Below are 24,479 nucleotides of genomic sequence, written 5' to 3' on the forward strand. Positions count from 1 at the left end.
CGGCGGCGCCCGGTTCAGTAGCTGTCGCGCGGGGTGCGTCCCGCCGGGTTGTGCCAGTGCGGGTCGGGGCGGCCCAGGAACCACTCGCCGAAGCCCTGGGGCCGGGTCCGCGCGGGGGCGGAGGCGGGGACGGCGTCGTGGAAGAGCCGGTCGGGGCGGGCGCCCAGTTCCTCCAGGAGGCCCACGGTCTCCTCCACGAACTGCGCGGGGCCGCTGAGGTGGACGTCCTGCTCCCGCCACAGGGCCCGGTTGCCGAGGGCGGTGGCCAGCCGGCCGGTGGCCTGGTTGCGGTGCCGCCCGGGGGCGGGGGTGATGTAGGTGACGGAGAGCCACCGGCAGGAGGCGGCGTACCCGTCGATGAGCGGGCGGTCGTAGAGGTGGGCGCCGTCCCGGGCGACCACGAAGAGGCGCACGTCCTGATCGGGAGGGTGCGCCACGAGGTCCTCCAGCATGGCCCGGACCGGCGCCCACCCGGTGCCGGCCGCGATGAGGGTGACGGGCCGGTCCTCGCGGCGCAGCACCAGGGCGCCGCCCGGGGCGCCGAGCCGCAGCAGCTCGCCGGGCCGCACGTCGCGGACCAGCGCGGTGCTGAGCCGGCCGCCCTCGATGCGGCTCACGTGCAGGTCGACGGTGGTGTCGGGGCGGGGCGCGTTGCCGAGGGAGTACGTGCGCCAGGTCCTCGGGACGCGTTCGCTGCTCACGCTGACGTACTGGCCCGGCCGGTAGGGGAGCGGGACGTGCGGGAGCAGGGTGAGCACGCCGATGTCCTCTCCGTACTGCAGGTGGCGCACCACCTCGGCGTCCCACCAGGGGGGCTCCGCGCTCGCGGCGGCGCCGGCCGTCATCGCGTCGGCGATGACCTGGTAGGCCTCGGTCCAGGCCTTTTCGACGACGGGGGTCCAGGCCTCGCCGGAGGTCTGGGCGAGGGCGGCGAGGAGGCTGGCGCCGACGGCCGCGTAGTGCTCGGGGCCGACGAGGAACTTGCGGTGGTCGCGTCCGAGGTCGCGTAGATAGGGGAGGAGGGTCTCGCTCTCCAGCTGCGCGACGACGTGGGTGAGCGCGGCGAAGAGGCGGTCGCGCTGGCGCTCCATGTCCTCGGGGGAGGCCGGGAAGAGGGCGCGGAGTCCGGGGTGGTGCCAGAAGAGGTGGGAGTAGAAGAACTTGACCGCGTGCTCGGCCCGTCTCTCCACCACCGCGAAACTGCTTTTCAAGATCCTCACGTCCACAAATCCGAAAGTAGGAATGTCGTGGAAGCCGAGGTCAAGCGATGGCCCATCTACGGACAGCCGCGACGAACCGCCTATATGGGATGGCGGCTTCCGGCCGGGATAACGTCGTCAGGTGCATGAGCAGACCTCCACTCCCGCGGCCGACGGCTCCCCCTCCCAGGGGCCGACCCTCTTCGACTGGGAGTTCGCGACCGACCCCTACCCGGCCTACGCCTGGCTGCGCGAGCACTCCCCGGTGCACCGCACGAAGCTCCCCAGCGGGGTCGAGGCCTGGCTCGTGACCCGCTACGCCGACGCCCGCCAGGCCCTCGCCGACCAGCGGCTGAGCAAGAACCCGGCGCACCACGCGGAACCCGCGCACGCCAAGGGCAAGACCGGGATCCCGGGGGAGCGCAAGGCGGAGCTGATGACGCACCTGCTGAACATCGACCCGCCGGACCACACCCGGCTGCGGCGGCTGGTGTCGAAGGCGTTCACCCCGCGCAGGGTCGCCGAGTTCACCCCGCGCGTGCAGGAGCTCACCGACCACCTGATCGACAGGATCGTCGAGAAGGCGGGCGACGCGGAGCGGGGGGAGGCCGATCTCATCCATGAGTTCGCCTTCCCGCTCCCCATCTACGCCATCTGCGAGATGCTCGGCGTACCGCGCGAGGACCAGGACGACTTCCGCGACTGGGCCGGGATGATGATCCGGCACGGCGGGGGACCGCGCGGCGGGGTGGCCCGCTCCGTGAAGCAGATCCGCACCTATCTCGGGGAACTGATCCACCGCAAGCGGGATGATCTGGGCAATGACCTCATCTCGGACCTGATCCGGGCGAGCGACCACGGGGACCACCTGACGGAGGCGGAGGCCACGGCGATGGCCTTCATCCTCCTGTTCGCCGGCTTCGAAACCACGGTCAACCTGATCGGGAACGGCCTGCACGCCCTCTTCGTGAACCCGGACCAGCGCGCGCGCCTCCAGGACTCCCTCGCGGCCGGGGAGCGCGCCCTCCTGGAGACCGGCATCGAGGAACTGCTGCGCTACGACGGGCCGGTGGAGCTGGCCACCTGGCGATTCGCGACCGAGCCGCTGACCCTCGGCGGGCAGGACGTCGCCGTCGGGGACCCCGTGCTGGTGGTCCTCGCGGCGGCCGACCGCGACCCCGCCCGGTTCGCCGACCCCGACACCCTCGACCTCTCCCGGAGTGACAATCAGCACCTCGGGTACGGCCACGGGATCCACTACTGCCTCGGCGCCCCGCTCGCCCGTCTCGAAGGCCAGACGGCGCTCGCGACTTTGCTGACGCGTCTGCCGGATCTGGAACTTGCCGTTCCCCCCACGGACCTGCGCTGGCGCGGCGGGCTCATCATGCGGGGCCTGCGCACCCTCCCGGTCCGCTTCACACCTTGAAACACCGGGGTCCGGCAACCCGGCGGCGGAAACCGATCGGCTGACCGGAAGTCAGCCCCGGCCCGAACTTGTGACATCCGTTCGAAGGCGGCTAGGTTCTGCCGTTACCCCGCCGTTATGCGAAAGGTGCAGCCACATGCTTCCCGGGAACGGCCGCCACAGACGCCCCCGCCAGGTACCAGCCCTGGTCGTCACCGCCGGAGTCACCGGCTCCGCGTTGGCCCTGCCGCTGCTCGCCGCCACGAACGCGAGCGCAGCCGACACCGCCACGTGGGACAAGGTCGCCGACTGCGAAAGCGGCGGCACCTGGAGCGCCAACTCCGGCAGCGGGGCCTACGGCGGCCTCCAGTTCAGCCTGGAGCAGTGGAAGAACGCGGGCGGACTCGCCTACGCGGAACGCCCCGACCTCGCCAGCCGCTCCCAGCAGATCGCGGTCGCCGAGACCGTGCTGGCCTCCCAGGGCCCCCAGGCGTGGCCGCTGTGCTCCGCCTCGGCCGGGCTGACCCAGCAGGGGCCGGCGCCGCAGGTGGACCCCGGCGACCGCCACGGGCCGGTCGCCCCGACCCCGACCCGGCCGGACAACGCCGTCCCCGACAAGAGTTCGAGCGGGCGCGCCACGGACTTCGGGGCCCCGACCCCGCAGCCGGGTAGGCCGGGCGCCTCCCCGTCCACGAGCCCGAGCGGGCTGCCGGACTACCCGCTGGGCCCGAACACCGGACTGCCCGTCATGCCGGACCCGGACCCGACCGCGCCGACCACCACGCCCCCGGTCACCCCCACCACCCCGGTGGACCCGACCGCCCCGGTCTCCCCGACGGCCCCGGTCAGCCCGACCGCCCCGGTGGACCCGACGGCCTCCCCGGCCCCGACGACCCCCGGCGCCAACCCCGCCTCTCCGGCCGCGGAGAAGGGCGAGGGCGCGGGCAAGCACCGCGGCCCGGCGGCCGTCGAGGTGGCGACCGCGCCCGGCACGGCGTCCGGCACCCCCGACCCCACGTACACGGTGAAGGCGGGCGACAGCCTGACCGACATCGCGAAAGCCAAGGGACTCAAGGGCGGCTGGACCGCCCTCTACCAGGCCAACGAGCAGGTCATCGGCGGGGACGCGGACCTCATCAAGCCGGGTCAGAACCTGGATCTAACCAAGAAATAAGGGCAGTTCGGGCATCCGGAAAGACCTGAATGTCCGTTATCGGTAAATGAGACATGCGTCTCTTCCGGTCAACTGGCGTGTCTCGTTCCGGAACTTCCGCAAACCCCGCCCTCACCTGCGAAAACGCCCATTTGAGGAATGCAAGTAGGCCGGTTTCTCCCTGATGTCGCGCGTTGAACATCGGGGAGAGACCTGCCTACCTTCTGAATCGCTCGCCACCGCGGGCTCCTTCGACCGCATCGCCGAATCCTGCCGGCGGACGGAGGGAACAGTCGTCGCGTCAAGCGCCGAAGGCAGGAGCGGGGGAACCAAGGTAGGCGCCGGGAAAGGCCGTTGAGAGACGGTCGCGACCGGCTAGGGGTTAAGCCACGTGCTCGACACGTGACCGGGCAACTCATCCGCCCGAACCCGACAGCTCACCTCGAAGGCGTCGGTGAGGAGAACTCCATGCTGCTTTCCGGCAAGGGCAAGCACCGTCGCGGCTCCAAGGCCGTCCGCATCGTCACGCTCGCCGGTGTCGCCGGTGTCGCGGTCGCCGCCCCCCTGATGGCCGCGGGCTCCGCGAGCGCCGCCACCGTCAGCGAGTGGGACAAGGTCGCCTCCTGCGAGTCCGGCGGCAACTGGTCCATCAACACGGGCAACGGCTACTACGGCGGCCTGCAGTTCTCGTCCTCCACCTGGGCCGCGTACGGCGGCAAGGCGTACGCCTCGCAGGCCAACCAGGCCTCCAAGAGCCAGCAGATAGCCATCGCCGAGAAGGTCCTCAAGGGCCAGGGCAAGGGCGCCTGGCCGTCCTGCGGCGTCGGCCTGTCCAACTCCGCGTACAACGGCGGCGGTTCGACCACCACCCCGTCGAAGCCGAAGCCCGACACCAAGCCGGCCCCGGCCAAGCCCGCCCCGGCGAAGCCCTCCACCCCGAAGGCCGACACCGAGACCAAGGCCTCCGGCTCCGGCTCCGGCAACTGGACCCCGGCCAAGCCGGCCCCGGCCAAGCCGTCCACCCCGAAGGCCGGCACCCCGTCGACCGGCACGGTGAAGACCGGCAACGGCTCGTACGAGGTCAAGGAGGGCGACACCCTCGGGACCATCGCCCAGGCCAACGGCGTCAAGGGCGGCTGGGAGAAGCTCTTCGAGCTCAACAAGGACATCGTCGACGACGCCGACATGATCTTCCCGGGGCAGAAGCTGAAGCTCAGCTGAACTCCCGCGTAACACCGCATCACCGGGCCCGGCCCGTAGTGCTTCCCGCCGCCCGGCGCGTCTCCCACGCGCCGGGCGGCGGTGTGTTGTGCGCCGCCGCCGACCTGCGGCGGCTGCCGCCGAGGGCGGACAGGTGAGGGTCTTATGTCAGGGAAGAGGGGTATTCGGGCCCTTTTTCGTCCCAGGACCCGGGCGGCGACAGGCCCAGTGCCCGGAGCCGGTTAGGCTCTAGTCGGCAAGGCCGTCCCACGGCCACCCGCCACCGCACACCCAGCGTCACATCCCAGAAGGAGATGCTCGTGCCGTCCATCGACGTCGTCGTAGCCCGGGAAATCCTGGACTCCCGAGGCAACCCCACGGTCGAGGTCGAGGTGGGCCTCGACGACGGCAGCACCGGCCGTGCTGCCGTTCCGTCCGGCGCCTCCACCGGAGCGTTCGAGGCCATCGAGCTCCGTGACGGTGACCCCAACCGTTACATGGGCAAGGGTGTCGAGAAGGCCGTCCTCGCCGTCATCGAGCAGATCGGCCCGGAGCTCGTCGGCTACGACGCCACCGAGCAGCGCCTGATCGACCAGGCCATGTTCGACCTGGACGCCACCGACAACAAGGGCTCCCTCGGCGCCAACGCCATCCTCGGCGTGTCCCTCGCCGTCGCGCACGCCGCGTCCGAGGCCTCGGACCTGCCGCTCTTCCGCTACCTCGGCGGCCCGAACGCGCACCTGCTGCCCGTTCCGATGATGAACATCCTCAACGGTGGGTCGCACGCCGACTCCAACGTCGACATCCAGGAGTTCATGATCGCCCCGATCGGCGCGGAGTCCTTCTCCGAGGCGCTGCGCTGGGGTGCCGAGGTCTACCACACCCTCAAGAAGGTCCTGCACACCAAGGGCCTCTCCACCGGTCTCGGTGACGAGGGCGGCTTCGCCCCGAACCTGGAGTCCAACCGCGCCGCGCTCGACCTCATCATCGAGGCCATCAAGCAGGCCGGCTACACCCCGGGCAAGGACATCGCGCTCGCGCTCGACGTCGCCGCGTCCGAGTTCTACAAGGACGGCAAGTACGAGTTCGAGGGCCAGTCCCGCTCGGCCGCCGAGATGACCGACTACTACGCCGAGCTCGTCGAGGCGTACCCGCTGGTCTCCATCGAGGACCCGCTGTTCGAGGACGACTGGGCCGGCTGGAAGACCATCACCGACCGCCTGGGCGCCAAGGTCCAGATCGTCGGCGACGACCTCTTCGTCACCAACCCGGAGCGCCTGGCCCGCGGCATCGAGGAGGGCTCCGCGAACGCCCTGCTCGTGAAGGTGAACCAGATCGGTTCGCTGACCGAGACCCTCGACGCCGTCGAGATGGCCCAGCGCAACGGCTTCAAGTGCATGATGTCGCACCGCTCCGGCGAGACCGAGGACGTCACCATCGCCGACCTCGCCGTCGCCGTGAACTGCGGTCAGATCAAGACCGGCGCCCCGGCCCGCTCGGACCGCGTCGCCAAGTACAACCAGCTGCTGCGCATCGAGGAGATCCTCGACGACGCCGCGGTGTACGCGGGCCGCTCGGCGTTCCCGCGCTTCAAGGGCTAATCACCGCCTCTCGGCGCTGGCCTCCGTACGTCCCCGCACTCGGTCCCGTACCGTGTGCGGGGACGTATTTGCGTAGTACGCACCAGGGGAGGCGGGACCATGGCCGGGAACCGGGATCGGTTCTCCACCTTCTCGACGGCGACCAGGCTCAAGCAGCTCGGCGAGCGCACCGCGGCCCACGTCTACCGCTCGCAGTCCCGCCGGCACATCCGGCGCAGCCGGCTCACCGGCCGGGCGGCCCTGCTGGTGCTCGTCCTCTGTACCCTGGTCGTCGCCCTCGCCTATCCGATGCGCCAGTACGTCTCCCAGCGCTCGGAGATCGCGGACCAGCAGCGGGCCGCCGACGACGCGCGCAAGCGCCTCGACCAGCTCCGGGACGAGAAGGCCCGCTGGCAGGACCCGGCCTACGCGGAGCAGCAGGCGCGCAGGCACCTGCACTTCCTGCGTCCGGGGGAGGTCGGCTACATCATGACCGACCCCGGCTCCGGAGCCGCGGAACACCATCGCGGCGGGGAGTCGGGATCCGACCGCCCCTGGTACTCCAACGTCTGGGACGGCGTCGACAAGGCCGACCGCCCCGGCGACTGAGGCCGCCCGACCCGTCCCCGCACCCACCCACGAGAACGAAGAGACTTCCTCCAGGCATGCAGACGCCCCCGCCCCAGACCGACCGGACCGAGCCGACCGACGCGGACATCGACGCGTTCCAGCAGCAGCTCGGCCGCCCCCCGCGCGGGCTGCGCGCGATCGCGCACCGCTGCCCCTGCGGCCAGCCGGACGTCGTGGAGACCGCCCCGCGCCTCCCCGACGGCACCCCCTTCCCCACGCTCTACTACCTCACCTGCCCGCGCGCGGCCTCCGCGATCGGCACGCTGGAGGCCAACGGCGTGATGAAGGAGATGCAGGCCCGGCTCGCCGAGGACCCGGAACTCGCCGCCGCCTACCGGGCCGCGCACGAGGACTACATCCGGCGGCGCGACGCCATCGAGGTGCTCCAGGGCTTCCCCAGCGCCGGCGGCATGCCGGACCGGGTGAAGTGCCTGCACGTGCTCGTCGGCCACTCGCTGGCCGCGGGCCCCGGCGTGAACCCCTTCGGCGACGAGGCCCTGGCGATGCTGCCCGAGTGGTGGGCCAAGGGCGCCTGCGTCACCCCGTGCGGGGAGAAGACGGCGGAGGCCGGCGCGTGACCCGGGTCGCGGCCGTCGACTGCGGTACGAACTCCATCCGCCTCCTCGTCGCGGACTGCGACCCGGCCACCGGTGACCTGGTCGAGCTGGACCGCCGGATGACGGTCGTCCGGCTCGGCCAGGGCGTGGACCGGACCGGCCGACTGGCCCCGGAGGCGCTGGAGCGCACCTTCGCGGCCTGCCGCGAGTACGCCGCGGTGATCAAGGAGCTGGGTGCCGAGCGGGTCTGTTTCGTGGCCACCTCGGCCTCGCGGGACGCCGAGAACCGCGACGACTTCGTCCGGGGCGTCCTGGACATCCTGGGCGTGGAGCCCGAGGTGATCTCCGGGGACCAGGAGGCCGAGTTCTCCTTCACCGGCGCCACCCGCGAACTCACCGGCCACACCCACCTGGAGCGGCCCTTCCTGGTCGTGGACATCGGCGGCGGCTCGACGGAGTTCGTGGTCGGCGAGGAGCACGTACGGGCGGCCCGCTCGGTGGACGTGGGCTGCGTCCGGATGACCGAGCGCCACCTGGTCGTGGACGGGCAGGTCACCGACCCGCCGACCGCCGCACAGGTCGCCGCCATGCGCGCCGACATCGAGGCGGCCCTGGACCTGGCCGGGCAGACGGTCCCGCTGGACGGGGCCCGCACCCTGGTGGGCCTGGCGGGCTCGGTGACCACGGTCGCCGCGATCGCCCTGGACCTGGCGGAGTACGACTCTTCGGCGATCCACCACTCCCGGATCCCCTACGAGCGGGTCCGCGAGATCAGCGAGCGCATGCTCGCCTCGACGCACGCCGAACGCGCCGCGATCCCGGTGATGCACCCGGGCCGGGTCGACGTGATCGGCGCCGGCGCCCTGGTCCTGCTCGCGATCATGGAGCGGACGGGAGCCGCCGAGGTCGTGGTCTCGGAGCACGACATCCTCGACGGCATCGCGATCAAGGCAGCAGAAGAGGCCGAGGCCGCCAAGCAGCGGTCTTGACCTGCTGCACGGCTGAACGGCGGCGCTCCGGTGAGTCCACCGGAGCGCCGCCGCCGTATTCTGCGTTCAGATGGTGCGGTAGGCGTCGCGACGGTCGCCGACCTTGACGACGAGGACGACGAGCTCGCCGTCGAGCACCTGGTAGGCGATCCGGTAGCTGCCGACCCGGAGCCTGTAGAGGCCGGAGGGTCCGGTGAGTTCCTTGATGTCGGCGTCCTCGCGGAAGGGGTCGTCCCCCAGCGCGGTCAGGGCGGCGAGGATCCGCATGGCGGCCGGCTTGTCGATCGCCCGGAGCTGCCTTTGCGCGGCGGTCGTGAACCGGAACGCGTACTTCACGCCGCGCCGTCACCCCGTTCGCTGAACAGGTCGGCGAGGAGCTCGGCCATGGTCACGGTCGGTCCGCCCTCGGCGAGCACGGCTTCTGCCTCCCGCGCGAGCAGTTCGTCAGCCGCTTCTTCCAGCGCGTTGAAATCGGCGATCGGTACGAGGGCGGCCACCGGGGCACCGTTGCGGGTGATGATCGTCGGGGCGCCCTGCTCGGCCCGGTTGCCCGTCGTGGGCCGGTACGGCTCGCACCGGCCGCCCGGAGTCCCGTGGGCGGCCTTCGCGCGTCCCGGGGCTGAACATCGTGTTCCGCCCGATGGGGTGGTCGTGGTCGGGGCGAGTGAGGGCCGAGCGGAGGCCGAGCGGAGGCCGGGCGGAGGGCTCGCGGAGGCCGAAAGTCCCCTCCTCCGCACGAACTTCGTGAAGTTCTTCACAAGGAAAAAGGGCCTGTTGGGCCGCGGGGAGGGTCCTTCGAGGGGTTCTCGGGGGTCGCGAGGCCGTTTCTCCGTGTGTTTGTGCGAAGAAGTAGGGCTGCGGGTTTCGTATCAGAGGTATGGACGAAGAGCGGTGGTCCAGTCCGGTTCAGGCCCTGGAGGCCAGTTCAGGACGGGTGAACAACGATTTCCGATCCACTCCGGTTCCCGTTGTGCGCCATGATCTGGGTCACGTGGGCCGCGCAGTGTAGCAGAGGGTCTGTGGCACCTTGTGAAGGGGCTCACGAGCGTCACCCCTTGGGGTGCTGGATACTCGTTCCATGAGCACCACGGAGCGTCCCAGGATCCTCGTTGTAGGAGGTGGGTACGTAGGCCTGTACGCAGCCAAGCGCATCATGAAGAAGATGCGCTACGGCGAGGCGACCGTCACGGTCGTCGACCCGCGGTCGTACATGACCTACCAGCCCTTCCTCCCCGAAGTGGCCGCAGGCAGCATCTCGCCTCGGCACGTCGTCGTCCCGCTGCGACGCGTGCTGCCCAAGGCTGAGGTTCTCACCGGCCGGGTCACCACCATCGACCAGGACCGCAAGGTCGCCGTCGTCACGCCGCTGGTCGGCGAGGCGTACGAGCTGCCCTTCGACTACCTGGTGATCGCGCTCGGCGCCGTCTCCCGCACCTTCCCGATCCCCGGCCTCGCCGAACAGGGCATCGGCATGAAGGGCGTCGAAGAGGGCATCGGCCTGCGCAACCACGTCCTCGAGCAGCTCGACAAGGCCGAGTCCACGACGGACGAGAACGTCCGCCGCAAGGCGCTCACCTTCGTCTTCGTCGGCGGCGGCTTCGCCGGCGCCGAGACGATCGGCGAGGTCGAGGACATGGCCCGCGACGCCGCGAAGTACTACTCCACGATCAAGCGCGAGGACATGCGCTTCATCCTGGTCGACGCGGCCGACAAGATCCTTCCCGAGGTCGGGCCCAAGCTCGGCACCTGGGGCAAGGAGCACCTCGAGTCGCGCGGCATCGAGATCTACCTCAACACCTCCATGGACTCCTGCGTGGACGGCCACGTGGTGCTGAAGAACGGCCTTGAGGTCGACTCCAACACCCTGGTGTGGACCGCGGGCGTCAAGCCCAACCCGGTCCTGGCCCGCTACGGCCTGCCGCTCGGCCCCCGCGGCCACGTGGACGCCGAGCCGACCCTCCAGGTCAAGGGCACGGACTACATCTGGACCGCCGGCGACAACGCCCAGGTTCCCGACATGGCCGCCCGCAAGGCCGGCGTCGAGAACGCCTGGTGCCCGCCGAACGCCCAGCACGCGCTGCGCCAGGCCAAGGTCCTCGGCGACAACGTGATCTCCGGCATGCGGGGCTTCCCGCAGAAGGAGTACGCGCACTCCAACAAGGGTGCGGTGGCGGGCCTCGGCCTCCACAAGGGCGTCGCGATGATCGTCATGGGCAAGATGAAGATCAAGCTCAAGGGCCGGCTCGCCTGGTACATGCACCGTGGCTACCACGGTCTGGCCATGCCGACCTGGAACCGCAAGATCCGCGTCTTCGCCGACTGGACCCTCGGCATGTTCCTCAAGCGCGAGGTCGTCTCCCTCGGAGCGCTGGAGACCCCGCGCGAGGAGTTCTACGAGGCCGCCAAGCCGGCTCCGGCCCCGGCCGCCGCCTCGGCTCCGGCCCAGAAGGCCAAGGCTTCCTGACCCCGGCACCCGCCGGCAGGAACCCGAGCAGTACCCGTACGTCCCCGAAGGGGCCGCCCGCCATCCGTGGTGCGGGCGGCCCCTTCGGCGTACCCGGTGCCGGTTCTGATTGACGCGTGCCCGAAACGGGTAGGCCGTTCGGTCGGAACTTATGGAGGTGCCTACGATGACCGACGCCGCGCCGCGGCTGGCCGCTCTTGCCGAAACCCTGCTGGGCGCCCCCCTGCCCGTACGCATACGAGCCTGGGACGGCAGCGAAGCCGGTCCCGCCACCGGCCCCACCCTGGTGATCGAAAACCGGCGCGCACTGCGCCGCGTCCTGTGGATGCCCGGGGAACTCGGGCTGGCCCGCGCCTGGGTCGCCGGGGACCTGACGGTCGACGGCGACCTGTTCGAGGTCCTGGACCGGGTGGCCGGACTGCTCTGGGAGCGGGAGCCCGCCGAGGCACCCGCCACGCCCGCGCCCCGCACGGGCCTGGGCAAGCTCACCGCCCTGCGCCCCCACCTGCCCGCGCTCGCCTCCGGCGCCGCCGGGACGGCCGCGTTACTCCGCGATCCGGTGAGCCGGGCCGCCGTACGGGAGCTCGTGGCCCTGGCCCGGCCCTGGGCGGCGCCCGCGCCGCCCGCGGAGGAGGCGGCCCGCAGGGGCGGGCAGATCCACTCCAAGGGCCGCGACCGCCAGGCCATCAGCCACCACTACGACGTGGGCAACGCCTTCTACGAGCACGTCCTCGGGCCCTCGATGGTCTACTCGTGCGCCTACTGGAGCCCCGGCGGGACCCTGGAGGAGGCCCAGCGCGACAAGCTGGACCTGGTCTGCCGCAAGCTGGGCCTCAAGGAGGGCGACCGGCTCCTCGACGTCGGCTGCGGCTGGGGCTCCATGGCCCTGCACGCGGCCCGGGAGTACGGGGTCCGGGTCACCGGGGTCACCCTCTCCCGCGAACAGGCCGCCTACGCCCGCAAGCGGATCGCCGAGGAGGGCCTGACCGACCGGATCGAGATCCGGGTTCAGGACTACCGGGACGTCAAGGACGGCCCGTACGACGCCATTTCCTCCATCGGGATGGCCGAACACGTCGGCGCCGAGCGCTACCGCGAGTACGCCCGCACCCTGCACGCGCTGCTCGCCCCCGGCGGCCGGCTGCTGAACCACCAGATCGCGCGTCCGCCGGAGGCCGACGAAGAGGCCTACCGGATCAACGAGTTCATCGACGCCTACGTCTTCCCCGACGGGGAGCTGTCCCCCGTCGGCACGACCGTCGGCGAACTGGAGCGGGCCGGCTTCGAGGTCCGCGACGTGGAGGCGCTGCGCGAGCACTACGCGCTCACCCTGCGGGCCTGGGTGGCCCGGCTGGAGGAGCACTGGGAGGAGGCCGTACGCCTCACCTCGCCCGGCCGCGCACGCGTCTGGCGTCTCTACATGGCGGCCTCCGCGCTCGGCTTCGAGCACGGCCGGCTCGGGGTCAACCAGATCCTGGCGGTACGGCCCGGGGGCGCGGCGGCCTCGGGGTTGCCGCTGAGGACGCGTACGTGGGGCGCGTGACGGCGTAGCGGTGCGACCGGGAGACCGGACGCCGAAGGGCCCCGGGGGAGTGCCCCGGGGCCCTTCGTGCGCGTGCGCCGCGTCCGCTGCCCGGTTACTCGGTCTTGATGGCGGTCAGCATGTTCAGCCGGGCGGCGCTGCGGGCCGGCCACATGGCGGCCAGGACGCCGACCAGTCCGGCGAGGAGGAAGAAGATCCCGATCCGGTCGAAGGGGATCACCAGCTCGTAGCCCGGGACGGAGCCCGCGATGGTCCGGCCGCCGGCCCAGGCGAGGAAGACGCCGACGCCGATGCCGAGGACCGCGCCGAAGAGCGAGATGACCACGGCCTCCAGGCGGATCATGTTCTTGACCCGGCCGCGGTCGAGGCCGATCGCCCGCAGCATGCCGATCTCCTGCTGGCGCTCGTAGACCGACATCGCGAGGGTGTTGATCACGCCGAGGACCGCGATGATCAGCGCCATGCCGAGCAGGCCGTACATGATGTTCAGGGACGTGTTGATCATGCCGGCCATCTCGTCGCGCATGGCGGCCTTGTCGGAGACCTTGATGGCCGGGTTCTTGCCGAGGGCGTCGACGACGGCCTGCTGGCCCCCGTCGGAGGTGCCGCCGGAGACCTTGACGAGCACCTCGGGCAGGTACTGGGACTCGTTGTGCGCGGCGAGGATCCTGTTGTCGAGGACGTAGTCCTCCAGCTGGTCCTTGCCGTCGTACAGGGCTCCGACCTGGAGCCGGCCCTTCTGGCCGTCGTCGTACTGGACGTCGACGGTGGAGCCGACCGACAGGCCCCTCTTGCCCGCCTCCTCGGCGGAGACCATCAGCTTGCCCTGGCCCAGGGAGGCGAGGTCACCGGCGGTGGTCTTCACGTTCAGCACCGCGTCGAGGGCGGCCGGGTTGACGCCGCTCACCGTCCGGTGGCCGTCGCCGATCTTGACCATCTCCATCGTCTTCGGGGAGACGGCGGTGACGCCCTTGCCCTTCTCCAGGGCGGGGAGCACGGACTTGTCGAGGTTCATGCCCTCGCCGGCCATCGTGACGCGGTAGTCGGCCTTGATGTTCTGGGTGCTGAGCCGGTCGATGGCCTGGCCGACGGTGATGCCGATGACCGACATGGCGGTGACCAGGGTGAGGCCGATGGTCAGCGAGGCGGCGGTGACGGCGGTGCGGCGCGGGTTGCGCACCGCGTTCTGCGCGGCCAGCTTGCCGGAGACGCCGAACACCTTCTCCAGCAGCGGGCGGACCGCGGCGATGACCGGGCGGGACAGCATCGGCAGCAGTACGAACAGGCCGATGACCAGGAAGAACGCGCCGCCGGCGATCGTGGTGCGGCCCTCGCTCTTCTGGCTGGCGCCGAGCAGGACCACGCCGACGCCGATGACGGCCAGGACGCTGCCGATGATGTTGCGCAGCACCAGGGACTTCATCGTGGCGGGCAGGTGGACGCTGCCCATGGCGGCGACCGGGGCGATCTTGGCGGTCCGGCGGGCGGGCAGCCAGGCGGCCAGCATGGTCACGAGGACACCGATGACCAGGGCGACGACGACGGTCATCGGAGCGATGATCAGCGAACCGGCCGGGATCTTGGCGTTGAAGAGTTCCATCGCGGAGCGCATGGCGACCGCGAGGCCGATGCCGCAGGCCAGGCCGATGACCGAGGAGACGAGGCCGACCACTGCGGCCTCGGCGAGGACCGAGCGCTTGACCTGGCCGCGGTTGGCGCCGACGGCGCGCAGCAGCGCCAGCTCCTTGGTCCGCTGGGCGACCAGCATGGTGAAGGTGTTGTAGATCAGGAAGATGCCGACGAAGAGGGAGACCCCGGCGAAGATCAGCAGGCCGGTGCTCATGCCGGACATGGCCGTCTCGATGTCCTTGGCCTGCTCGGCCGCCAGCGCGGCGCCGGTCTTGGCCTCGGCGCTCTTGGACAGCAGCGGCTTGACGTCGGCGAGCAGCTGGTCGGCGGTGGTGCCGGGCTTCGCGGCGATGGAGAGCTCGCGGTAGAAGCCGGGCTGGAGGTAGAGCTCCTGGGCGATCTTGGTGTCGAAGAGCACGAGGCTGCCGCCCGCGTTGACGGCGCCGTCCTCGGTGGTGAAGACGCCGGTGAGGGTGAACTCCCGGACCGGGCCGTTGGTGGCGACGCGGACCTTGTCGCCGACCTGGTACTCGCCCTTGGCGGCGCTGTCCTTGTCGAGGGCGATCTGGTCGTCCTTGACCGGACCGGTGCCCTCGGTGAAGGCGTAGCGCGGGTCCTTGCCGTCCTTGACGGGGGCGAAGTTGGCACCGGCGTTGGCCCAGCCGCTGCCGATCAGCTTGCCGTTCTGGTCGCCGACGCCGGCGAAGCCCTGGACGCGGCCGGAGACCGAGTCGACGCCGTTGACGGCCTTGATCTTGTCGAGGGTCTGCTGGCCGATGCCGGGGTCGCCCTGCTTCTGGCCGTCCTCAGCGCGGCCGCGGCCGTAGTCGGTGACGGAGACCGCGACGCCCTCGTAGGACTTCGCGGACTGGTTGGACATGGCCTTGCTGAGCGTGTCGGTGAACACGAGGGTGCCGGAGACGAACGCGACGCCGAGGGTGACGGCGAGCACCGTCATCAGCAGCCGGGCCTTGTGCGCGAGGACGTTGCGCAGGGCGGTACGGAACATGGGATCTCAGTCCTGGGGCTGGAAGTCTGTGCGGAGGGCTGCGGGGGGCCGCCGGGCGGCGCCGCTTCAGCTGGTACGGCCCTTGGCGTCGAAGGCCTTCATCCGGTCGAGCACGCCGTCGGCGGTGGGCTCGCGCATCTCGTCGACGATGGCGCCGTCGGCGAGGAAGATGACGCGGTCCGCGTAGGAGGCGGCGACCGGGTCGTGGGTGACCATCACGACGGTCTGGCCGAGCTCGCGGACCGAGTTGCGCAGGAAGCCGAGGACCTCGGCGCCGGAGCGGGAGTCGAGGTTTCCGGTGGGCTCGTCGCCGAAGATGATCTCGGGGTGGGAGGCCAGGGCGCGGGCGACCGCCACGCGCTGCTGCTGGCCGCCGGAGAGCTGCGTGGGACGGTGGGAGAGGCGCTCGGAGAGGCCGACCATGGCGATCACGGTGTCCAGCCACTGGCGGTCGGGCTTGCGGCCGGCGATGTCCATCGGGAGCGTGATGTTCTCCAGGGCGGTCAGGGTCGGCAGCAGGTTGAACGCCTGGAAGATGAAGCCGATCTTGTCCCGGCGCAGCTGGGTCAGCTGCTTGTCCTTGAGGGAGCCGAGCTCGGTGTCGCCGATGCGGACCGAGCCCCCGGAGAAGGTGTCCAGGCCGGCGACGCAGTGCATCAGGGTGGACTTGCCGGAGCCGGACGGGCCCATGATCGCGGTGAACTGGCCCTGCGCGAAGTCGACGGAGACGTTGTTCAGCGCGACCACCTGGGTCTCGCCCTGGCCGTACACCTTCGAGAGCTGCGTGGCGCGGGCCGCCACGGCCTGGGAGGTGTGGTGCGGGGCGTAGTTCATGGCGGTCACGGAGGACTCCTGTCGAGCGGCTGCTGCGGTGGGGCTGGGACCCTTCCATCCTCACCGCGCCAACAGGGCCGGGGATCAGCCGAGGTGCCCGTTCTCCGGCCCACTGGAGTCTGATCGCGAGCGCGTCCGCCTCCTCCTTTGGTATGACAGGAGCCCTGAGGACCGGCCGTCGCGGCCGGCCCCGGAGGGGATCCGCGCGGGCGGGGCCGGGGGCGCGAGCGGGGGCGCGGCCGGGGGCGCGGCCGGGGGCGCGCTCAGGGGGTGGCCCGGGGTGGCGGACGGGGTGGCGCGGGGCAGCGAAATTACGTCATTCCCGTGGCGGGGGAGAGCGTTGCCCGGAACGGTGCCGACCGTGACTTATCGACCCTGACGCTCCCTCAATCACCAATAAAATCAGACAACATCGGATAGAAGGCCGTCTGGGCGGCAGGGGGATCCGGATAGGCTCGCCGCAGCGTTTCAAGGCTTTTCCACGGGGGCCCGCTGCGCCTTGCCCGGATGGTGGAATGCAGACACGGCGAGCTTAAACCTCGCTGGCCCTCGGGCCGTGCCGGTTCAAGTCCGGCTCCGGGCACTTCCGCAGCCGTCCCCGTTTTTGACGGCGCTTCGACGCGTCCTCTTCTAAGATCCTCCTCCAGCAGTAGGGTGCTTTCTTTGCGAGCGCATTACTCTTGTGGCAAGGCTGCGCACGGTGGCCATGGAGGAGTGAGATGAGGAGCAGTAACCCGGTCTTCTCGCGACGGGGGTTCAGCCGCGACAACGGCGGCTACGCGGGCTTCGAGGCACAACACGCGCAGGCCGGGACCGCGACCAACCCATACGCGACGAATCCTTACGCCACCGACCCCACCACCGGCATGCCGGCGGCGCCGGTCCGCGGCAACGCCATGACGATCGACGACGTCGTGAGCCGTACGGCCATGACGCTCGGCACCCTGATCGTGACGGCGACGCTGGCCTGGATCACGCTTCCCGTCGACCCGGCGAACGTCAACAAGTCGTACGGCTTCGCCGTCGGCGCGGCGCTCGTCGCGTTCGTCCTCGCGATGATCCAGAGCTTCAAGCGCAAGCCGTCCCCCGCGCTGATCCTGGGCTACGCGGCCTTCGAGGGCGTCTTCCTCGGCGTCATCAGCATGGTGACCAGCACCTACATCAGTCCGGGCGTGGTCGTCCAGGCCGTGCTCGGCACGATGTGCGTCTTCGCCGCCGTGCTCTTCGCGTACAAGATGCGCTGGATCCGCGTCACCCGCCGCTTCACCGGCTTCGTGATGGCCGCGGCCCTCGGCTTCGTCCTGCTGATGCTGGCGAACTCGCTGTTCGCCCTGTTCGGCGGCGGCGACGGCCTCGGCTTCCGCAGCGGCGGCCTGGGCATCGTCTTCGGTCTCCTCGGCGTCGTCCTCGGCGCCTGCTTCCTCGCCATGGACTTCAAGCAGGTCGAGGACGGCGTGACCTACGGCGCCCCGCGCGAGGAGTCCTGGCTGGCGGCCTTCGGCCTCACCCTGACCCTGGTGTGGATCTACCTGGAGCTGCTGCGCCTCTTCCAGATCCTCTCCGGCGACGACTAGCCGGACCGCCCGGAGGCACCACGGGCACCACGGCACGGGGAAGGCCCCGCGAGCGGTCCGCTCGCGGGGCCTTCCCGCGTCGTGGAACGGGTGGAGGGAGGTGGGGGCGGGCGGCCTCAGCCGAACCGGCGTGCGGCTCTGCGCAGGTCGTACTCGTGGATGATCGCCTTGGCCTGGCCGTACGAGAGCTCGTGCGCGCCGCGCAGCCAGCTGACCTTCTCCTCGAACCGGTGGAGGGAGGGGCCCTCGTCGACGGTGCGGAGCCAGTCGGAGATCTCACGACCGGTGGTCCGGTGGATTCTGTCGATCATGTTGCGGTGGGTCTGCTCGGAGAACTCTACGGACATGGGCGCCTCCGGGGGTATCGCCGTGCTGTTCCCTTCACGTCACCGTGCCGGAGAGTTCGCCCGTTGGCAATGGTGCGGTGGCGGCGCGTAGGGTCGGCCGCGTGCTCGATACATCGCCCTTGACGGACGCCGTGGAACGTTTCGCCGACCGGCTGCGGGCCGCCCCGCAGAGCCGCCTCCAGCGCGGGGCCGCCGCCGAGGCGCTCGACCTGGCCCGGGAGCTCGCCCTGCGGGCGCAGCGGCTGGAGGACCCCTCGGGGCGGGCTCCGGAACGGGTCGTGCCGGACGCGGGGATCTTCGTCGTGGGGGACCAGGTGTCGGTCGCCGGGCTGGACCTCGCCGAGGCGCTGGGCGCGCTGCGGGACGGGGAGGGCGGGGAGAACGCGAAGGCCCCGTCCGAGCTGCTGGACGAGGCCGTGGCGCTGGTGGAGCGGGCGGAAGTCAGAGCGATGCGATGACGCGGTCCGCGAGGATGTAGACGTTGCTGTCGGGGTCCTCGGAGTCACCGCAGGAGAAGGTCAGCGCGTAGGCGCCGGAGATGCCCGAGCCGCCCAGCAGGACGGGCGCCGTGCCCGAGCGGAGGGCCTCCGCGAGGCGCTCCGCCGTCTCCCGGTGGCCCGGGGTCATGCACAGCGTGGTGCCGTCCGTGAAGACGTACACGTCCAGGGTGCCCAGGGGGCCCGGACGGACGTCCGCGAGGGCCGTACGGGCCTCCGCGAGCTCCTCCAGGCGGTTGACCGTGCGCTCGTGGTCGGCGCCGGGGTGCGACTGGACCGGGACGAAGTCGGGGTGCGAGGGGTGGCGCCGGCGGGCTGCGGCCAGTTCGGCCGAATCCTCCGGGTACTCGTCGGCGAGGTCGTCGCCCAGGACCGGCTCCAGGCCGACCATGTCCGCCTGCCGGGGCAGGAAGACCGGGCCGTCCTCACCGAGGCCGGGCAGGCCGCCCAGCAGCGAGGGGGCGTCGGCGGCGTCGCGGGCCTCCTGCGCGGCCCAGAAGGCCCGCGCCTCGGCCAGCTCGCGCTCGCGCTCCTCGGCGAGGGCCTCGGCCACGGCGGCTCGTATCTCCGCGGCGGGGGAGGTCCCGGCGCTGCGGGCGTGGGGGACGGTCGCGGCACGCGGGTGTGCCGACACCGTCAGCTCACCGCGCAGGGCCGTGACCTGCTTGCGCAGTCCGTGGACGGCGTGCAGCGCAGCAGCGCCCACGGCCGTGGCAGCGGCCGTGGTCAGCAGCAGGGCAAGAGACATGGCGCTCACTGACTAACTCCTGATTGATTCGATCCCCCGACTTCCTACATCAGCTTGTCCTGTGCTGGGAATGGCGTGCAGTGCATTACGTCATGAATTGGACAGGTCTTTCGGCCTGGCGGCCTTGGGGGGATAGCGTCTGACCTGGGCAAATGCCGATCCCCCAGGACAAAGGTCACATCCTGGGGGAGATTCGGTCACAGGTCGGCCGCGACCGGATTAGATTCGACGTCAGTACAGCGCATGGATCTAGAGGATCCCTTGCGGGGCCTGGGTGCCCGCGCTGGGGCCGTACAGAGCCCTCACCCTCCGCTACGGCCGGCGCCGGGCCGGGGGCGGTCCGCCGCCGGCCCGGCCGGCATCAGCTCAGGCGCTCGATGACCATGGCCATGCCCTGGCCGCCGCCCACGCACATCGTCTCCAGGCCGAACTGCTTGTCGTGGAACTGCAGGCTGTTGATCAGCGTGCCGGTGATGCGGGCACCGGTCATCCCGAACGGGTGACCGACGGCGATGCCGCCGCCGTTGACGTTCAGCTTCTCCAGGGGGATCTCCAGGTCCCGGTAGGAGGGGATGACCTGGGCGGCGAAGGCCTCGTTGATCTCGAACAGGTCGATGTCGCCGACGGTCAGCCCGGCCCGCTTCAGGGCCTGCTTCGACGCCTCGACCGGGCCGAGGCCCATGATCTCCGGGGAGAGGCCGGTGACACCGGTGGACACGATCCGCGCCAGCGGGGTCAGGCCCAGCTCCCGCGCCTTGGTGTCGCTCATGATGACCAGCGCCGCGGCGCCGTCGTTCAGCGGGCAGCAGTTGGCGGCCGTGATCAGGCCGTCGGGGCGGAAGACGGGCTTCAGGCCCGAGACGCCCTCCAGGGTCACGCCGGCGCGCGGGCCGTCGTCGGTCGAGACGACCGTGCCGTCCGGCGTGGTGACCGGGGTGATCTCGCGCGCCCAGAAGCCGTTCTTGATGGCCTCCTCGGCCAGGTTCTGGGAGCGGACGCCGAACTCGTCCATGTCCTGACGGGTCACGCCCTTGAGGCGGGCCAGGTTCTCGGCGGTCTGCCCCATAGCGATGTACGCGTCCGGGATCAGGCCGTCCTCGCGCGGGTCGTGCCAGGACGAGCCCTCGCTCTGCGCGACGGCGGCCGTACGGGCCTCGGCGTCGGCGAACAGCGGGTTGTGGGTGTCCGGCAGGCCGTCCGAGGAGCCCTTCGCGAAGCGGGAGACCATCTCGACGCCCGCGGAGATGAAGACGTCGCCCTCGCCCGCCTTGATGGCGTGCAGCGCCATGCGGGAGGTCTGGAGCGAGGAGGAGCAGTAACGGGTGATCGTGGTGCCCGGCAGGAAGTCCATGCCCATCTGCACGGCCACGATGCGGCCCAGGTTGTGGCCCTGCTCGCCGCCGGGGAGACCACAGCCGAGCATCAGGTCGTCGATCTCGCGCGGGTCCAGCCCGGGGACCTTGGCGAGGGCGGCCTGGATGATCGTCGCGGTCAGGTCGTCCGGCCGCACGTCCTTGAGGGACCCCTTGCCGGCGCGCCCGATGGGAGAGCGGGCGGTGGAAACGATGACGGCTTCGGGCATCGGGACTCCAAGGGGTGCGTCGTTGCGGGACCGCAAGCGAAGTTACCGCTCCGTACGGTCGAGGTCACCGGCCTGGGCATGTGACGCCCGCCTCCCTTTTCCGGGGCGCCTTCGCCTCCGGGGCGCTGATGCCGTGCTCTCGGGGGCCACGTGCGTGCGGGCTGCGGGGCCGGCGCCGGATGCCGGGGGACGGTTCGCGCGGCTCCTTCCAGTGTCCCGCCGGTCCGCCGGTCCGCCGGTCCGCCGGACCGCCCGGCCCCGGCCCGGGGCGCGGCTTCAGCGCCCCGGGGGTGAGGGAGCCCCGGGCAGGGGCGCCGGGACGTCTTCCGCCGGGACCCGGCGGCGCCTGCGGTGTTTGAGCAGGGCCCACGGGCCCCGGGCCGCGGTGACCTCCGTGCCCGCCTCGCCGGCCGCCGCCGACGCCGCCTTGGCCACCGGCAGCATGTCCTCGTCCCGCGAGACGTCCAGCCGGTCCGACCCCGGCCACAGGCCCAGCGCCGCGCACAGCGTCGGCAGTATCGCCATCGCCGCGGTCGCGTACCCCTCCGCAGAAGGGTGGTACGAGTCCGGGCCGAACATCTCGCGCGGGTTCGCCGCGAACTCCGGCCCCAGCAGGTCCCCCATCGAGATCGTGCGGGCGCCCAGCGCCACCACGCCGATGGTCTGCGCGGCGGCCAGCTGGCGCGAGACCCGCCGGGCCATCCACCGCAGCGGCTGGTACACCGGCTCGATCGTGCCCAGGTCCGGGCAGGTGCCGACCACGACCTCTGAGCCCGCGAGCCGCAGCCTGCGCACCGCCCCGGTCAGGAACCGGACCGACTGCGTCAGCGGCATCCGCCGCGTCACGTCGTTCGCCCCGATCATGATCACGCACACGTCCGGCGGCGGGGCGTCCCCGTCCAGCAGCAGGCCCACCTGGCGGTCCAGGTCGTCCGACCTGGCCCCGGACAGCGCGACGTTGCGGAGCTCCACCGGTCGCTCCGCCACCGCCGCCAGCCCGGACGCCAGCAGCGCCCCCGGAGTCTGGCGGGCCCGGCGCACGCCCAGCCCGGCCGCCGTCGAGTCGCCCAGCATGCCCATCCGCAGCGGACCGGGACTCAGCTCGGGCCCGGAGAACTCGCTCCCGTACAGCCCGTCGGCGCGCGGCGGATCCGGCAGCCCGGTGCCCACCGTCCGCTTCGCGAACTGCACCTCGGCCAGTACGAGCCCCACCGTGGCGACCCCCACCAGTCCGAGTCCGCCCCCGCCGTACGCTGCCCCCGCCGCGATCCGGCGGGCCGTTCTCGCCCTGGACACCCTTCAGGCCCTCGCTTCCTGTCCTGCCTTGTTGACCTTCCTGCCCCGTACAGCCGGTCGGCCAATCCCTTTCCGCATACTCTGGCCAAACCTCCCGGAGAACCCGTGGAGTCCCCTCCCTGGAGAACATGGTGCAATTCCACGACTCGATGATCAGCCTCGTCGGCAACACCCCGCTGGTGAAGCTCAACCGTGTGACCGAAGGCCTGCAGGCCACCGTCCTTGCGAAGGTCGAGTACTTCAATCCCGGTGGATCCGTGAAGGACCGGATCGCCGTCCGGATGATCGAGGCCGCCGAGCAGAGCGGTGCCCTCAAGCCCGGTGGCACCATCGTGGAGCCGACCAGCGGCAACACCGGCGTCGGACTCGCCATCGTGGCCCAGCAGAAGGGCTACAAGTGCATCTTCGTCTGCCCTGACAAGGTGTCCATGGACAAGATCAACGTGATGCGCGCGTACGGCGCGGAGGTCGTGGTCTGCCCGACCGCCGTCGACCCCGAGCACCCGGACTCGTACTACAACGTGTCCGACCGCCTCGCGCGCGAGCCCGGCGCCTGGAAGCCCGACCAGTACAGCAACCCGAACAACCCCCGTTCGCACTACGAGACCACCGGTCCCGAGCTGTGGGACCAGACGGACGGGAAGATCACCCACTTCGTCGCGGGCGTCGGCACGGGCGGCACGATCTCGGGTACGGGCAACTACCTCAAGGAGGTGTCCGGCGGCAAGGTCAAGGTCATCGGCGCCGACCCCGAGGGTTCCGTCTACTCCGGCGGCTCCGGCCGCCCGTACCTCGTCGAGGGCGTCGGCGAGGACTTCTGGCCGACCGCCTACGACCAGAACGTCACCGACGAGATCATCGCGGTGTCCGACAAGGACTCCTTCCAGATGACCCGCCGGCTGGCGAAGGAGGAGGGCCTGCTCGTCGGCGGCTCCTGCGGCATGGCCGTCGTCGCCGCGCTGCGCGCCGCCGAGGGCCTCGGCCCCGACGACGTCGTCGTCGTCCTGCTGCCCGACAGCGGCCGCGGCTACCTCAGCAAGATCTTCAGCGACGAGTGGATGGCCGGTCACGGCTTCCTGGAGGAAGCGGGCCCGGCGGCGCGCATCGGCGATGTCCTCGCCGACAAGGAGGGCGGCATCCCCTCCCTCGTGCACATGCACCCGGAGGAGACCGTCGGCCAGGCCATCGAGGTCCTGCGCGAGTACGGCGTCTCGCAGATGCCGATCGTCAAGCCCGGCGCCGGCCACCCCGACGTGATGGCCGCCGAGGTCATCGGCTCGGTCGTCGAGAAGGAACTCCTCGCATCGCTGTTCGCGCAGCGGGCCTCCCTCGGGGACCCGCTGGAGAAGCACATGAGCGCGCCGCTGCCGCAGGTCGGCTCCGGCGAGCCCGTGTCCGAGCTGATGGCGGTGCTCGGCGAGGCCGACGCGGCGATCGTGCTCGTCGAGGGCAAGCCCACCGGCGTCGTCAGCCGCCAGGACCTCCTGGCGTTCCTCGCCAAGGGCGCGAAGTAGCCACCTGTCGCACGAACGGTACGGGCCCGACACGTGACGGCAGCACCGGCTTAACACGGCACCGGCACAGTGGTGGTCGTCGGCAGGGAACCCCGGACACCCGGGAACCCCGCCGGCACCACGAACGGCGTCGGCGCACCTCCGGAGCGGCTCCCGGACCACGCGGACGCCAAGGACGCGGACGGCCCTGACCCGGCCCGTGTCCCTCGCGGGGACCGCCGTCGTCCCGCCCCCCGGGCAACCGGGGGTGCGGCGGTTCCCGCGCACACCCTTTTTAGGGGCTGCGTGGGCCGGTCAGGTCAGGGGGTCCGCGGTGGTCCGGCGGAGCCCCCGGGCGTGGGCGAGGTTGACCCCGCAGATGCCGGCCCAGGCCACCAGCAGCCCGCCGATGCCCGCCTGGGCCGCGCCGATCGCGGAGAGCGGGATCGCGAGGACCAGGGTCACGACGGCGAAGCCGAACCGTTCCCCGAAGGCGGCCACCGCCGAGTCCGCGCCCCCGGAACCGCCGCGCGCGGTCCGCAGCCGCTCCTCGGCTAGGCGGCGCCGCACCTGGGTGTCGACCTTCTCGACGAAGGAGTCCACCAGGGCGGCCTCGTATTCCGGTCCCAGCTCCCGCCGGGCGTCGAGGGTCGCGGCGAGCTCCTTCTTGAGCTCCTGGGCCTGAGGAGAGTGGGCTGAAGCGGTCATGCGCCCACCGTAGGAACCGGCGGAGCCACCGGCACTGGGGAT

The 24,479-nt window shown here is 71.3% G+C and carries 21 protein-coding genes, 1 tRNA gene, 1 pseudogene and 1 riboswitch; of the genes and pseudogenes, 13 read left to right on the forward strand and 10 right to left on the reverse strand.

Annotation, left to right across the window (positions count from 1 at the left end):
• Window positions 1-14 precede the first annotated feature (14 nt).
• Window positions 15-1,220 carry a globin domain-containing protein gene (locus OG295_RS20745; protein ID WP_371678222.1) on the reverse strand — a complete coding sequence of 402 codons (1,206 nt, stop codon included), beginning with the start codon at window positions 1,218-1,220 and terminating at the stop codon, window positions 15-17.
• 121 nt (window positions 1,221-1,341) lie between these two features.
• Between OG295_RS20745 and OG295_RS20750 the strand changes: the two genes are divergently transcribed.
• The 7 genes from OG295_RS20750 (at window position 1,342) to OG295_RS20780 (ending at window position 8,713) form a co-directional block, all read left to right on the forward strand.
• Window positions 1,342-2,625 carry a cytochrome P450 gene (locus tag OG295_RS20750; protein ID WP_371678223.1) on the forward strand — a complete coding sequence of 428 codons (1,284 nt, stop codon included), beginning with the start codon at window positions 1,342-1,344 and terminating at the stop codon, window positions 2,623-2,625.
• A gap of 136 nt (window positions 2,626-2,761) precedes the next feature.
• Entirely contained in the window at window positions 2,762-3,778 is a 1,017-nt protein-coding gene (locus OG295_RS20755) for a transglycosylase family protein (protein WP_371678224.1), read from the forward strand.
• 275 nt (window positions 3,779-4,053) lie between these two features.
• Window positions 4,054-4,223, forward strand: a riboswitch (cyclic di-AMP (ydaO/yuaA leader).
• 2 nt (window positions 4,224-4,225) lie between these two features.
• Window positions 4,226-4,978 carry a transglycosylase family protein gene (locus tag OG295_RS20760; RefSeq protein ID WP_371678225.1) on the forward strand — a complete coding sequence of 251 codons (753 nt, stop codon included), beginning with the start codon at window positions 4,226-4,228 and terminating at the stop codon, window positions 4,976-4,978.
• Window positions 4,979-5,271: 293 nt separating this feature from the next.
• The gene (eno, locus tag OG295_RS20765) at window positions 5,272-6,558 is read left to right on the forward strand and encodes a phosphopyruvate hydratase (RefSeq protein WP_030028493.1); all 1,287 of its coding nucleotides are present in this window, start codon (window positions 5,272-5,274) and stop codon (window positions 6,556-6,558) included.
• 99 nt (window positions 6,559-6,657) lie between these two features.
• Window positions 6,658-7,146, forward strand: coding sequence for a septum formation initiator family protein (locus tag OG295_RS20770; protein ID WP_371678226.1), 489 nt, complete (start codon window positions 6,658-6,660; stop codon window positions 7,144-7,146).
• A gap of 56 nt (window positions 7,147-7,202) precedes the next feature.
• Complete coding sequence (locus tag OG295_RS20775; RefSeq protein ID WP_371678227.1) at window positions 7,203-7,745, forward strand: DUF501 domain-containing protein; 543 nt, start codon at window positions 7,203-7,205, stop codon at window positions 7,743-7,745.
• The gene (locus OG295_RS20780) at window positions 7,742-8,713 is read left to right on the forward strand and encodes an exopolyphosphatase (RefSeq protein WP_371678228.1); all 972 of its coding nucleotides are present in this window, start codon (window positions 7,742-7,744) and stop codon (window positions 8,711-8,713) included. The genes OG295_RS20775 and OG295_RS20780 overlap by 4 nt, the downstream gene beginning before the upstream one ends.
• Before the next feature lie 66 nt (window positions 8,714-8,779).
• On the opposite strand, the gene OG295_RS20785 is transcribed toward OG295_RS20780, so the two are convergent.
• Both OG295_RS20785 and OG295_RS20790 read right to left on the reverse strand, forming a co-directional pair.
• Complete coding sequence (locus OG295_RS20785; protein WP_371678230.1) at window positions 8,780-9,049, reverse strand: type II toxin-antitoxin system RelE/ParE family toxin; 270 nt, start codon at window positions 9,047-9,049, stop codon at window positions 8,780-8,782.
• A pseudogene (locus OG295_RS20790) lies at window positions 9,046-9,261 on the reverse strand (type II toxin-antitoxin system Phd/YefM family antitoxin); the annotation flags it as partial. The gene OG295_RS20785 and the pseudogene OG295_RS20790, both read right to left, overlap by 4 nt.
• Window positions 9,262-9,791: 530 nt before the next feature.
• Here OG295_RS20790 and OG295_RS20795 point away from each other — a divergent pair.
• Together OG295_RS20795 and OG295_RS20800 are read left to right on the forward strand one after the other, a co-directional pair.
• Window positions 9,792-11,177: an NAD(P)/FAD-dependent oxidoreductase gene (locus OG295_RS20795; RefSeq protein WP_371678231.1), complete on the forward strand. Its 1,386-nt coding sequence runs from the start codon at window positions 9,792-9,794 to the stop codon at window positions 11,175-11,177.
• A gap of 166 nt (window positions 11,178-11,343) precedes the next feature.
• Window positions 11,344-12,720, forward strand: coding sequence for a class I SAM-dependent methyltransferase (locus OG295_RS20800; RefSeq protein ID WP_371678232.1), 1,377 nt, complete (start codon window positions 11,344-11,346; stop codon window positions 12,718-12,720).
• 94 nt (window positions 12,721-12,814) lie between these two features.
• Here OG295_RS20800 and OG295_RS20805 read toward each other — a convergent pair whose 3' ends face one another.
• Window positions 12,815-15,358 (reverse strand): ABC transporter permease, encoded by a 2,544-nt coding sequence (locus tag OG295_RS20805; protein ID WP_371678233.1) that lies wholly within the window; start codon window positions 15,356-15,358, stop codon window positions 12,815-12,817.
• Between the two features lie 66 nt (window positions 15,359-15,424).
• Window positions 15,425-16,192: an ABC transporter ATP-binding protein gene (locus OG295_RS20810; protein ID WP_371681251.1), complete on the reverse strand. Its 768-nt coding sequence runs from the start codon at window positions 16,190-16,192 to the stop codon at window positions 15,425-15,427.
• Between the two features lie 501 nt (window positions 16,193-16,693).
• On the opposite strand from OG295_RS20810, the gene OG295_RS20815 reads away from it, so the two are divergent.
• Window positions 16,694-16,775, forward strand: a tRNA-Leu gene (locus tag OG295_RS20815).
• Window positions 16,776-16,911: 136 nt separating this feature from the next.
• On the forward strand, window positions 16,912-17,766 hold the full coding sequence (locus OG295_RS20820; RefSeq protein ID WP_266839449.1) for a Bax inhibitor-1/YccA family protein: 855 nt from the start codon (window positions 16,912-16,914) through the stop codon (window positions 17,764-17,766).
• A 116-nt stretch (window positions 17,767-17,882) separates the two neighbouring features.
• On the opposite strand, the gene OG295_RS20825 is transcribed toward OG295_RS20820, so the two are convergent.
• Window positions 17,883-18,113, reverse strand: coding sequence for a DUF4287 domain-containing protein (locus OG295_RS20825; protein ID WP_030231822.1), 231 nt, complete (start codon window positions 18,111-18,113; stop codon window positions 17,883-17,885).
• A 101-nt stretch (window positions 18,114-18,214) separates the two neighbouring features.
• On the opposite strand from OG295_RS20825, the gene OG295_RS20830 reads away from it, so the two are divergent.
• Window positions 18,215-18,571, forward strand: a complete 357-nt coding sequence (locus tag OG295_RS20830) for a hypothetical protein (protein WP_371678234.1) — start codon at window positions 18,215-18,217, stop codon at window positions 18,569-18,571.
• On the opposite strand, the gene OG295_RS20835 is transcribed toward OG295_RS20830, so the two are convergent.
• The 3 genes from OG295_RS20835 to OG295_RS20845 form a co-directional block, all read right to left on the reverse strand.
• On the reverse strand, window positions 18,555-19,358 hold the full coding sequence (locus OG295_RS20835) for a hypothetical protein (protein ID WP_371681252.1): 804 nt from the start codon (window positions 19,356-19,358) through the stop codon (window positions 18,555-18,557). The genes OG295_RS20830 and OG295_RS20835 overlap by 17 nt on opposite strands.
• Before the next feature lie 361 nt (window positions 19,359-19,719).
• Window positions 19,720-20,940 carry an acetyl-CoA C-acetyltransferase gene (locus OG295_RS20840; protein ID WP_371678235.1) on the reverse strand — a complete coding sequence of 407 codons (1,221 nt, stop codon included), beginning with the start codon at window positions 20,938-20,940 and terminating at the stop codon, window positions 19,720-19,722.
• Window positions 20,941-21,216: 276 nt separating this feature from the next.
• Window positions 21,217-22,236, reverse strand: coding sequence for an SGNH/GDSL hydrolase family protein (locus OG295_RS20845; RefSeq protein ID WP_371678236.1), 1,020 nt, complete (start codon window positions 22,234-22,236; stop codon window positions 21,217-21,219).
• A gap of 131 nt (window positions 22,237-22,367) precedes the next feature.
• Between OG295_RS20845 and OG295_RS20850 the strand changes: the two genes are divergently transcribed.
• Window positions 22,368-23,750 carry a cystathionine beta-synthase gene (locus OG295_RS20850; RefSeq protein ID WP_371681253.1) on the forward strand — a complete coding sequence of 461 codons (1,383 nt, stop codon included), beginning with the start codon at window positions 22,368-22,370 and terminating at the stop codon, window positions 23,748-23,750.
• 294 nt (window positions 23,751-24,044) lie between these two features.
• Here OG295_RS20850 and OG295_RS20855 read toward each other — a convergent pair whose 3' ends face one another.
• Entirely contained in the window at window positions 24,045-24,437 is a 393-nt protein-coding gene (locus tag OG295_RS20855; RefSeq protein WP_371678237.1) for a hypothetical protein, read from the reverse strand.
• Window positions 24,438-24,479: the final 42 nt, after the last annotated feature.

Origin of the sequence: Streptomyces sp. NBC_01276, assembly GCF_041435355.1 — a bacterium.
Lineage (GTDB): Bacteria > Actinomycetota > Actinomycetes > Streptomycetales > Streptomycetaceae > Streptomyces.

Bases quoted from the DNA above. Each gene is read 5' to 3' on its own strand.
- OG295_RS20760 (WP_371678225.1), top strand. From the start codon at position 4,226: ATGCTGCTTTCCGGCAAGGGCAAGCACCGTCGCGGCTCCAAGGCCGTC.
- OG295_RS20855 (WP_371678237.1), bottom strand. From the start codon at position 24,437: ATGACCGCTTCAGCCCACTCTCCTCAGGCCCAGGAGCTCAAGAAGGAG.
- OG295_RS20835 (WP_371681252.1), bottom strand. From the start codon at position 19,358: ATGTCTCTTGCCCTGCTGCTGACCACGGCCGCTGCCACGGCCGTGGGC.
- OG295_RS20755 (WP_371678224.1), top strand. From the start codon at position 2,762: ATGCTTCCCGGGAACGGCCGCCACAGACGCCCCCGCCAGGTACCAGCC.
- OG295_RS20805 (WP_371678233.1), bottom strand. From the start codon at position 15,358: ATGTTCCGTACCGCCCTGCGCAACGTCCTCGCGCACAAGGCCCGGCTG.
- OG295_RS20775 (WP_371678227.1), top strand. From the start codon at position 7,203: ATGCAGACGCCCCCGCCCCAGACCGACCGGACCGAGCCGACCGACGCG.
- OG295_RS20820 (WP_266839449.1), top strand. From the start codon at position 16,912: ATGAGGAGCAGTAACCCGGTCTTCTCGCGACGGGGGTTCAGCCGCGAC.
- OG295_RS20810 (WP_371681251.1), bottom strand. From the start codon at position 16,192: ATGAACTACGCCCCGCACCACACCTCCCAGGCCGTGGCGGCCCGCGCC.
- OG295_RS20825 (WP_030231822.1), bottom strand. From the start codon at position 18,113: ATGTCCGTAGAGTTCTCCGAGCAGACCCACCGCAACATGATCGACAGA.
- OG295_RS20840 (WP_371678235.1), bottom strand. From the start codon at position 20,940: ATGCCCGAAGCCGTCATCGTTTCCACCGCCCGCTCTCCCATCGGGCGC.
- eno (WP_030028493.1), top strand. From the start codon at position 5,272: ATGCTCGTGCCGTCCATCGACGTCGTCGTAGCCCGGGAAATCCTGGAC.
- OG295_RS20770 (WP_371678226.1), top strand. From the start codon at position 6,658: ATGGCCGGGAACCGGGATCGGTTCTCCACCTTCTCGACGGCGACCAGG.
- OG295_RS20795 (WP_371678231.1), top strand. From the start codon at position 9,792: ATGAGCACCACGGAGCGTCCCAGGATCCTCGTTGTAGGAGGTGGGTAC.
- OG295_RS20800 (WP_371678232.1), top strand. From the start codon at position 11,344: ATGACCGACGCCGCGCCGCGGCTGGCCGCTCTTGCCGAAACCCTGCTG.